The 2281-nt window shown below is 69.8% G+C and carries 2 protein-coding genes; one reads left to right on the forward strand and one right to left on the reverse strand.

What is annotated here, in order from left to right; genetic code table 11:
* Positions 1-227: 227 nt before the first annotated feature.
* Positions 228-1610, reverse strand: a complete 1383-nt coding sequence (locus Q4F04_RS15530) for an L-serine ammonia-lyase (protein WP_303370692.1) — start codon at positions 1608-1610, stop codon at positions 228-230.
* Positions 1611-1908: 298 nt separating this feature from the next.
* Between Q4F04_RS15530 and Q4F04_RS15535 the strand changes: the two genes are divergently transcribed.
* Positions 1909-2281 (forward strand): tRNA-dihydrouridine synthase (locus tag Q4F04_RS15535; RefSeq protein ID WP_303370693.1); only part of this gene is annotated, 373 nt, incomplete at its 3' end.

A 2281-nucleotide genomic window follows, 5' to 3' on the forward strand; every position in this document is an offset into this window, starting at 1 on the left:
GCGCCCCCGCCCCCGCCCCGCGCCGGCCCCGCCCGCGCGCCCCCCCCCCCCAGGGCATGCGGAAATCCTGCATCTGGTCGCAGGCGGCCAGCGCAAGCGGCAGCGCCAGCAGGGCAAAGCGCAAGGTCATCTTCTATCCTGTCCCACGTATCCGTTTTGCGTTCAGCCTTAGACAGCCCGTTCCACCAGCACAAGCATCCGCGGGTCCTGACGGCACCCTTTCGCCGTCAACAGTTCGGAACGTTGACCGCAAGGCCGCCCAGCGAAGTTTCCTTGTATTTCTCGCTCATGTCGCGGCCGGTCTGGCGCATGGTCTCGATGGCGGCGTCCAGCGGCACGAAATGCTTGCCGTCACCCCGCAGCGACAGGCTGGCGGCGCTGACCGCCTTGATCGCGCCCAGGCCGTTCCGTTCGATGCAGGGCACCTGCACCAGCCCGGCCACGGGATCGCAGGTCATCCCGAGGTGATGTTCCAGCGCGATCTCGGCCGCGTTTTCCACCTGCTCGGGCGTGCCGCCCAGCACGGCGGCCAGCCCCGCCGCCGCCATGGCGCTGGCTGACCCGACCTCGGCCTGGCACCCGGCCTCGGCCCCCGAAATCGAGGCGTTGTGCTTGACCAGCCCGCCGATGGCGGCGGCGGTCAGCAGGAAGGTGCCCATGTCGCGTTCCGAGGCGCCGGGCACATGATCCAGCCAGTAGCGGATGACGGCGGGCACCACGCCCGCCGCGCCGTTGGTGGGGGCGGTGACGACCTGCCCCCCGGCGGCGTTCTCCTCGTTCACGGCCATGGCATAGGCGGACATCCAGTCGTTGATGACATGGGGCGCGGTCAGGTTCTGCCCGCGTTCCGCCAGCAGCGCCTCGTGGATGCCTTTCGCCCGGCGGCGGACCTTGAGCCCGCCCGGCAGCGTGCCTTCCGCCGCAAGCCCCCGGTCCATGCAGTCGCGCATGACCTGCCAGATCCGGGCCAGGCCGTCGCGGATCTGCGCCTCGCTGCGATAGGTCCGCTCGTTCGCCAGCTTCATCTGGGCGATGGAGAGACCCGACTGCCCCGCCATCTCAAGCATCTGGGCGGCGGTCGAGAAGGGCCAGGGGACGGCCGATGCCGCGTCGCTGCGCCGGTCCGAGGCGCGGTTCTCAAGCTCTGCTTCCGTCAGCACGAAGCCGCCGCCGATGGAATAATAGGTTTCGCGCAGGATCACGTCGCCCTGCGCGTCGGTGGCCATCAGGATCATGCCGTTGGCATGGCCGGGCAGGGGGCGGTCGAAGTCGAAGATCAGGTCGCCTTCGGGGTCGAAGCGCAACTCGCCCAAGTCCTGCGGGTGCAGCAACCCGGTCTGGCGGTTCCGGTCCAGCGCCGCATCCGCCGCCTCGCGGTCCATCGTCTCGGGGGTGAAGCCCGCAAGCCCGAGGATCGTCGCCCGGTCCGTCGCATGGCCCTTGCCGGTAAAGGCCAGGCTGCCGTGCAGGCTCGCCCGCAGCCCGTGCGCCCGGAAGCGCGCGGCCCGCAGCAGGTCGAGGAATCGCGCCCCTGCCACCATCGGCCCCATCGTATGCGAGGACGACGGCCCGACGCCGACCTTGAAGAGATCGAAGACCGACAGGAACATGGCTGCGCTTCCCTTTCAGATTCCGTTTGAACCTATGGGCCTTGCGGCCTGCGCGCCAGCCTGCCCGCGCTTGCGGCTGACAGCGGCCTTGTTCCGGCCGGGCGGAAATATCCTCAAGGACTCCGGCAGCCCCGGCGACGGCAATGACGCCCATATGCCCCGAAGAGTCATTTGCAATCTGCCTATTTATTGGGCATATCGGCGGCGCGTGAGGCAGATGCCGCCGCGGCCCGACGCCCTCCGCCTCATGCGCCGTTTGCGCGCTTTCCGTCCTCTGCCTGCAAGGTCAACTGAACCCATGACCGACGAACCCATCCGCCTTGGCGATGCGCTGCTGGACCCCCCGGTCTTCCTGGCCCCGATGGCCGGGATCACCGACCTGCCGTTCCGCCGCGCCGTCGCCCGCTTCGGCGCGGGGCTGGTGGTCAGCGAGATGGTCGCCTCGACCGAGATGGTGACGCCGCGCCCCTCGACCCGCGCCGCCGTTCGCGCCAAGGCGATGGTCGAGGAGAACGGCGTCCTCGTCAGCGTCCAGATCGCCGGGCGCGAACCGGGGCCGATGGCGGAAACCGCGCGGATCGTGGCCGGCATGGGCGCAGGCATCATCGACATCAACCTGGGCTGCCCCGCCCGCAAGGTGACGGGCGGGCTGTCGGGCGCGGCGCTGATGC

Origin of the sequence: Paracoccus sp. (in: a-proteobacteria), from assembly GCF_030536915.1 — a bacterium.
Classification (GTDB): domain Bacteria; phylum Pseudomonadota; class Alphaproteobacteria; order Rhodobacterales; family Rhodobacteraceae; genus Paracoccus.

What these genes read in the sequence shown, in the direction of transcription:
- Q4F04_RS15530 (WP_303370692.1), bottom strand. Translation starts at nt 1,610, where the DNA reads ATGTTCCTGTCGGTCTTCGATCTCTTCAAGGTCGGCGTCGGGCCGTCG.